This window comes from Paenibacillus pasadenensis DSM 19293 (genome assembly GCF_000422485.1).
In the GTDB taxonomy this organism is placed as follows: Bacteria; Bacillota; Bacilli; order Paenibacillales; family Paenibacillaceae; genus Paenibacillus_O; species Paenibacillus_O pasadenensis.
Map to the genome: position 1 here is coordinate 1 of NZ_AULW01000073.1, position 7,005 is coordinate 7,005.

A 7,005-nucleotide genomic window follows, 5' to 3' on the forward strand; every position below is an offset into this window, starting at 1 on the left:
CTCCTTTCAATAAAATCAATCTTTAGCCTGCCGTTACGAAATCCAATTGAACATCTAGCATGTAGAACAGAATAGGAACGCCGATAAGTAGAATCAGATTCACTAGGAGTCCCATCGTTACTATTGTTAGAAGCAGATTCTTCTTTTGCGTCTGCTTCTTGATGACGCCGGCGATTTCGACTCTACAGCTCCGTTGCAACGTCTCAATATTGCGCTTAGCTCGCCCCGTCAACTGATACTGCGAGAGGATGTGTGTCATTTGGTCATAGAGAGGAACTTGAATGTGCTTGCGAATAATCTCACCGGCTCCAGGATAGTCCCCCGGCACATGTTGCAAATGAAGATACGCTTTTTCAATAACGCCTTGCAACGCGCCGTCCAATTCTCTCCTCGCTCGCGTCAAGGCCGTCTCTACATTCCCGGTTCCGTGTACCAGGTCCGTCTCAAGAATGTCCAAGAATTCAGGCGTTTGATAAATGATTCTAGTTACAAAATCTTGCCTACCCATTCGGAAGTTTAGAATTGGTAGAAGCGGGAATACTGGTAACATAAGAATAGCGATTAAAATGAAACTCACATGGCGCTCCGGAAAGGTGAAGTAAGACAGCACCATGAAAAAGGAAAATGCTAGACCGATTAGTGTAGAAACAGCAAGGTTCCGAATCGCCTTACCGGGCGACCAGTCGTAGCTCTGACCATTCCGAATGAGATAGGATTCAAGGCGTCCGTACCAGCCAGCAGGCAAGATCCGCTGCACGAATCCATCAATTCCAGCTACTTCAAACTCGTTGCGAGTCGGTTCCCGCAGCTCTCGCCGCATGCGACGAGCGGCCGGCAGAAACGCTGCCCGAATCATCGGGAGTACCAGGAACGCGATCGATGCGACGGCACAGAGGACCACGTACAGGAAGAGAGTCATGACGCCTACGCCTCCGACAACAGGATAAGCCGCTGAGCTACTAGCAGCATGAAACCCGAAACTAGAATCATGGCCCACAAGGAAACCAGTCCAAACGTGGTTGAAAGGAACATGCCGAAAATATCGGGCTTGAGAACGAAGCAGAGGATGGCGATCAGCAGCTCAAACGCCAGTCCCATATAGATGATGAGAACACCGGAAAAGGTCTCGATCTTCCTTTCCTCAGCGAATTGCTTCCGATCCTCAGATCGTTCGATCAGCCGTGGAAGCGTAGCATTGAGCACATTCCCATGTAGCAGGTCCTCAACCAAGTCATCCAGGAAGGCGCGAAGCACCCGATTGCGAAACTGACGCTTCACCTTCATGCACTCCAGATACGGATCTTCTCCGTTCTGTAGGTTGGTTGCCAGCAGGCTCATTGTCGCTCTGTAGGACAGGTCTGCATAAGGGACGGAGCGTTCGAGCGCAAAAAGAGGTTTATTGATCGTAAACATCATGTTATGGAAAAACGTCAGGAAGCCAGGAGCGTCGTTATCGATGCGTTGATTTCGACGGACGGACTTGACTACGATGACTTGCCGGGCCATGAACAACCCCAGGAATAAAATCGTAATCGTAATCGGCATATGGGACAGGAACCGGTGAGCCAGCGCAGCAGCGAGAAACGCGGCTGTGAAGGCAAGAGCAAAATACGTTGTCATCCCTAGATTGATACCACTGGAGTAGTAGTACACATAGATCGGCGGATTCGGATGCGAGTAATCATCAAAAATGGATTCGTCTTCTTTTGCCTGCGTCCATCGATGAAATAAATACATGCTTGTCGCGGCAGCAAGGACGATTAGAAGTCGGTCAAGCAATCAAGCAGCCTCCTCCTTAACATGTGTTATAGACTCAGGCCGGTCGGCAGACGAACCCCGCTCATAAGAGCCTTCATGCGCAGCTTGTCGCAGAGCTTGTGCTTCTCTTCGCGCTTCCAGCTACCAAGCAGTTCATGGCGCGATTCTTCTTCGACGTCGAAGCTGTAGAGCGTTTCATAAACTGGATTCATTTGGTTGTCGACTTTACCCGTGAATTGGGCAATTTCCTTGACACGCAGCCGATCCATGACGATGACAAGGTCCATGTTTCGGGCCAACTCGTCCACTAGATAATGGACGTCGTAGCCTTGGCCAGCTCGCATCATCATGAACACGAAGCTGTGAATAGCGCCTTTAGGATCGTTCGCGTGATAGGTGAAAAGCGCATGGATGCCGATCTGGAGGATGTGGAGCATTGTTAGCGCCGCTTCGTCCAGGAACTCCCCAAGCGCGAGAACCTGATAGTTCTCTTGTTTGGCAAAGTCGAGCAGGCGCATTTCATCAATCCGCTTGCCCTGCTCACCAACAATCTCCCGCGTCAGTCCCCGACGCATCATCGGATGCACGCGCTGAATCTCGTTGGCCGATTGAATCAGTCCGACGTGCTTGTCAGCCGGAATCCACGAAAGTAGCGTTCCTAGAACAGTCGTTTTGCCGGAGCCGAACGGTCCGACGACCCCCACCGTGAAGCCGGCCTGCATAGCAAACCTCAAAAATTCCTCCACGTGCGGAGACATGGCGTAGCGAATTTCTCGCTCAGAGAGAACGTCTTTGCGGAGCTTCCGAATGGAAAGCGATGCCGAATCTGGCCGAAGGTCAAAGCCGGCCGCCCGGATACGCAAGTTCCACTCTTCATCTTCGACCTTTCCCAGCGGGGAGTCCGTCGTGAAACGACCGCCAAGCCGGTTGAATAGACGATAGATGTACTCTTCAAGCGATTTTACAGATTCAAATGATACGAGCTCCCGCTTCCATTTTTGGTTCCGCATGACGTAAATGTCGGAAGGCGATTCGATTTCAATGTTCGTGACTGCTCGATCGGCTATGAACGGATGCAAGATCCCGTAACCGGTGATGCTGTCCACGATCATTTCGACGAGACGAGATTGCTGGACACCGGGCAGGTATAGGGAAAACTCGTTAACAAGGCTCTCCACCCGTTTCAACAGCATAGCGTAGTGCTTGCGCTCGATTTTTTCCTTGTATCGATCGACCAGCTGCCGGTTGACCAGTGTCACCATATCCGTAAAGCTGGTATTCCGGAGGTAAACGGGATCGATCTTCCGATACTCCAGCTCCTGCGCCCGAAGATCAATACGTCGGTTACTTGGAAGCAACGGCAGCCACCTTCTTCTTCAAGCTCAAAAATCTTGGCTTGATGGAATCTTCGCCCTTTCGATTCAGCCCGGTCACGCGGAAAACCACCTTATCCATCTCTCGGCGAATTTTCCGACCATCCCCTCCGTTTCGCAGAACCCCCGGCTCCTCCCGTTCCGAACCGCACAGGATCAGCTTGCTATAAGGGATTTGGGCGATGACTTCCCTAGTCGTGTATTTCTCAATCGTCTCCTTCGTGATGAATCCCCCTTCATTGCATTTATTGAAGAGAATATCCACCTTGGACAGCGGGATGTCTTGAGCCTCTTTCCAGCGCCCCAATTCGTCTCGGAGCTGTTCGGCAACCGAGTTGTGCGACGTGCAAGGACAAAGAACATGGTCCGCGATTCGAATCAGAGAATAGAAGGCTGGAGAAAAACTGTTGTTTTCCGTATCCACGACGACGACGTCGTAGTTGGATTTGAGCATGCGGGAAATGTCCTGGAAGAAGGATTCCGTCATATCCTGAGACTCCACGGGGCGCTCAATTCCGACCAGCACATCCAGCCCACGGTACTGTTGCATGACGTCTTGCAACGCCCCGGCATTCAGCCGGCCGCTAGCATGGAGCTCGAATGCCGTCATCAACTTCTTCCCACGCTTGTATGTCAGCCCCAGCCGCCGTGCAACGTCATCATTTTGGAGGTTGAAGCCGCACAGGACCGTCTTGAAACCCTGCTCAGAAAGCCGGACAGCCAGGTTAATAGACAGATCCGTCTTCCCTATCCCCCCGCTTGCGCCGGTCACGACAACCAGCTTGCGATGGAACCCATGGATGTCGACCGTGGCTTCAACGGACCGTTGCCAATCCTCATCGTCAGGCATCATTTCCGATGGCGACAGACGAGCCGCGTGAGTAGGTTTTGAGAGGTTGGCATTGTTCCAGTCCTGCTCTTGACCGACCTCTTGTTCATCGGCGGCCGAAGAAGTCTCTTCCGTTCGATTGGTAACGGGAGCCGTCATGAAGCTCGGCTCTTCGATCGCAACGCGGCCGGCCAGCTGCTCGCTGATGAGATGATCGGTTTCTTCGGCGTAGATCATGACCTTGAGATCAGGGTGAGTGGCCTTGAGACTCCGATAGAAATCTTCCTGCGTCATCGCACCTTGTAGACCAGTTCCAATGATGACTGCCTCCGCCTTAAACCTCGGAATTCCATCTAAAATCTGCTCCTGGCTAGCCGTATTTGAGCTGATGGAGTAGTACATCTCCAGTTGCCGTTCAAGCCGTTCGTAAGCAGCATCGGAGACCCCGATTAAAACTCGCGAAATCCTCTTCATTGCGTTGCATCCCCTCCGCGAACAAAGATCGACAACGTTCCGTGCTCTTGCTGCCAAGCCAGCTTCCCTGCTTGTTCAGGCGTCACTTTGAGCGTCACCGCTGCCGGAACGTTATTCAGATCCTGTTCCTTCCCATCGTTCACATCTTTGGCATACTGGGTTCGCACAGAAAGAACGACGACCCCCTCCACGCGGGTAATGCCATCGCCATCCGTTACAGGAACCTCATCTGGACCCAGCGATCCTCGAGGGAATGGAACGAATAGGACGTTCACGACATTCCCCGGTTGTACCCGGCCTCCATTTACGTTCTCAGCCTTAACACGGATGCTGTATTCGCCTTCCGCGCCAGTAAAAGCGACAGCATCCTTTTCATCGGAAAAGTCCGTGTCGTCCAGAACTCGACCGGCTTGAATGGTCCGCACGGCTTTCTTTCCCTTGATCTCCTCCAAGTTGGTAATCATCCATGATTCAGCTTCGGGAACAAATTCCTTTTTGTACAATCCGGTCTGGACTTCCTCGCCCTGAGTGATTGTTCTTGAAGCAACGTAAACCGGAATCTTCTTTACTTCATCTTTTTCTCCCCCGAAGCCGATATAGCCTATAGCCCCAGCAACAACAACCAACGAAAGACCTAGCGCAATTCTCTTCCTATCCGCCATAGATAATCCTCAAGTCCCCCTTATCCTGTCTTCATGTGGTTATGTTACCATAATGTGCTTGTGGCGACAATGATAAAATGGTATAATTTAACCACAGGAAGAAGATATTTACATAACGATAAGGAAGGGGATTCCCAATGCTTTATCTTCCAAACCCCCCACCTAAACTCAAAAATGCAACTGAATTGTCTAGGCTCTTAGGGGTGCATTACAGTTATTTCAGCAAATTGCTTAATCAGCTTACCAAGGATGGAATAATCAAAAAATTCCGGAAAAGCTACGATCTCTCCGCCGTTCTCCAGTATTTCTATACAGCTCCTCTCCCCCCAATTCGCGCCTTTCTATCAGAGGGGCTTTTGACGGTCAAGGAAGCATTCCGAATCCTTCAAGACTCAGAAGACTATGCCGGGATGCATCAGCGAACGTTTGAACGCCGCGTGCAGCAAGGCATCATCCCTTCATTAAAGATTGGTAGCACCTACCGCATCTCTAAGAGCGTCCTGAGCAAGATGATTTCCAATAACGAGATTCCTTACCGCCCCAAACAAAGCCGCGCCACATAACACGTGTTAAGGAGATGCTTTAATGAAAACATTCAAACTCGTATTGAGCTGCGCTATCGCAGCAGCCATTCTCCCCTTCTCTCCAGTCGTAACTTCCTCAGCAGCTCCCGCAGGAAGCACTACTTCCTCAACCTTCAAGGATGTTAAAAGGACCGATTGGTTCTATGGATCTGTCCAAAAGCTGACGACTGCCGGTCTTGTCAACGGATTTGAGGATGGCACGTTTCGCCCGCAGAAAGAGGTCAGCCGCGCCGAGTTCCTGAAGTTGGTCAGCGCTGCCTTGAAAATCGAAACCAGCTCACCAAATGCCGGTGATGCTTGGTACAAACCTTACGTCAATGCTGCGATTGGAGCCGGAATCCATAAGGCTTCTGACTTCAACGGAAATTGGACGCAGTCTATCACGCGCCAGGAGATGGCACGAATTACCGTTCGAGCAGTTGAAGAGAAATTGAGGACCGGCAGCCCGACTGATCCCCAACTGGTTTACGAGGCAACAAAGCGAGGCATCATTTCTGGACTGGCCGGCGGAGAGCTCGGCTTAAAGGAAAAATCAACCCGTGCTCAAGCAACCGTCATCATAGATCGAATTTTAACCTTACTTGCTGGCGGTATACTCCCTTCGGACAAACGAGCAGCATCCTACGCTGAAGTGGCTTATACAGGGACGAACGTCGAGACGATGTGGGGAGGGAAGTTCCGGCAGCTGCCGTTCAAGGCGAAGATTCGGAACTATATCAACGGGGAATTCAAGCAGATTCTTATTTTGGATATGGATGACAAGGACAGCCCTTATCTGAGCTGGCTGCCGAAAGGGACGTTGGGAAAATTAGATCCTTTGAACTTAACCGGCATTACAAAGTCAAATACCATGGAATGGAAAAACGAATACATGATGGCGTTTAAGGTTGAGCTGAGCAATACGAAAATTGTAAAAGACTATTTCAGTCAGTTTAGAGGCATGATTGGCGCGCCGTATTTCATCCCCGCAATCAATATTTCAAGCCAAAAAGGACCTTTCTCTACTGAAATGTATTTCAGATTGGATACAATTAATTCGAAGGAAATGTGGGTGTTCTACGCGATAAAAAAAGAAACGGTGGTCGAAGCAAAGAAATATAACGCACAATATTTCTATTTCGAAACCTATGGCGATGATCATTACGTCCTGGATTTAGGAATTCAAGATGGTAGACTTTTCGGGGGAAAAACTGAATGAGAAGCAAACTAAGTGTTCTACTGCTGCTTTCTTTTTTATTTACATTAATAGATCCTTCCGTAATGCTACTCCCTCCCGCAGCAGCTGCGGACAGCAACACAGCAACGTTCACAGGAAATGGCGGGGG

At 50.3% G+C, this 7,005-nt stretch carries 7 protein-coding genes; 2 read left to right on the top strand and 5 right to left on the bottom strand.

Features of this window, described 5'->3' with window-relative positions; all coding sequences use genetic code 11:
• Nucleotides 1-22: 22 nt before the first annotated feature.
• The 5 genes from H582_RS0110615 to cpaB are packed head-to-tail and all read right to left on the bottom strand — an operon-like array spanning nucleotide 23 to nucleotide 5,096.
• On the bottom strand, nucleotides 23-919 hold the full coding sequence (locus H582_RS0110615; protein WP_028598535.1) for a hypothetical protein: 897 nt from the start codon (nucleotides 917-919) through the stop codon (nucleotides 23-25).
• A 5-nt stretch (nucleotides 920-924) separates the two neighbouring features.
• Nucleotides 925-1,779, bottom strand: coding sequence for a hypothetical protein (locus H582_RS0110620; RefSeq protein WP_028598536.1), 855 nt, complete (start codon nucleotides 1,777-1,779; stop codon nucleotides 925-927).
• 26 nt (nucleotides 1,780-1,805) lie between these two features.
• Nucleotides 1,806-3,116 carry an ATPase, T2SS/T4P/T4SS family gene (locus H582_RS0110625; RefSeq protein ID WP_028598537.1) on the bottom strand — a complete coding sequence of 437 codons (1,311 nt, stop codon included), beginning with the start codon at nucleotides 3,114-3,116 and terminating at the stop codon, nucleotides 1,806-1,808.
• Nucleotides 3,103-4,434, bottom strand: coding sequence for a CpaE/TadZ family protein (locus tag H582_RS0110630; protein WP_028598538.1), 1,332 nt, complete (start codon nucleotides 4,432-4,434; stop codon nucleotides 3,103-3,105). Before H582_RS0110630 ends, H582_RS0110625 begins: the two co-directional genes overlap by 14 nt.
• The gene (gene cpaB, locus H582_RS0110635) at nucleotides 4,431-5,096 is read right to left on the bottom strand and encodes a Flp pilus assembly protein CpaB (RefSeq protein ID WP_028598539.1); all 666 of its coding nucleotides are present in this window, start codon (nucleotides 5,094-5,096) and stop codon (nucleotides 4,431-4,433) included. Before cpaB ends, H582_RS0110630 begins: the two co-directional genes overlap by 4 nt.
• A gap of 137 nt (nucleotides 5,097-5,233) precedes the next feature.
• On the opposite strand from cpaB, the gene H582_RS0110640 reads away from it, so the two are divergent.
• On the top strand, nucleotides 5,234-5,659 hold the full coding sequence (locus H582_RS0110640; RefSeq protein WP_028598540.1) for a helix-turn-helix domain-containing protein: 426 nt from the start codon (nucleotides 5,234-5,236) through the stop codon (nucleotides 5,657-5,659).
• Between the two features lie 22 nt (nucleotides 5,660-5,681).
• Nucleotides 5,682-6,878, top strand: a complete 1,197-nt coding sequence (locus H582_RS0110645; protein ID WP_028598541.1) for an S-layer homology domain-containing protein — start codon at nucleotides 5,682-5,684, stop codon at nucleotides 6,876-6,878.
• Nucleotides 6,879-7,005: the final 127 nt, after the last annotated feature.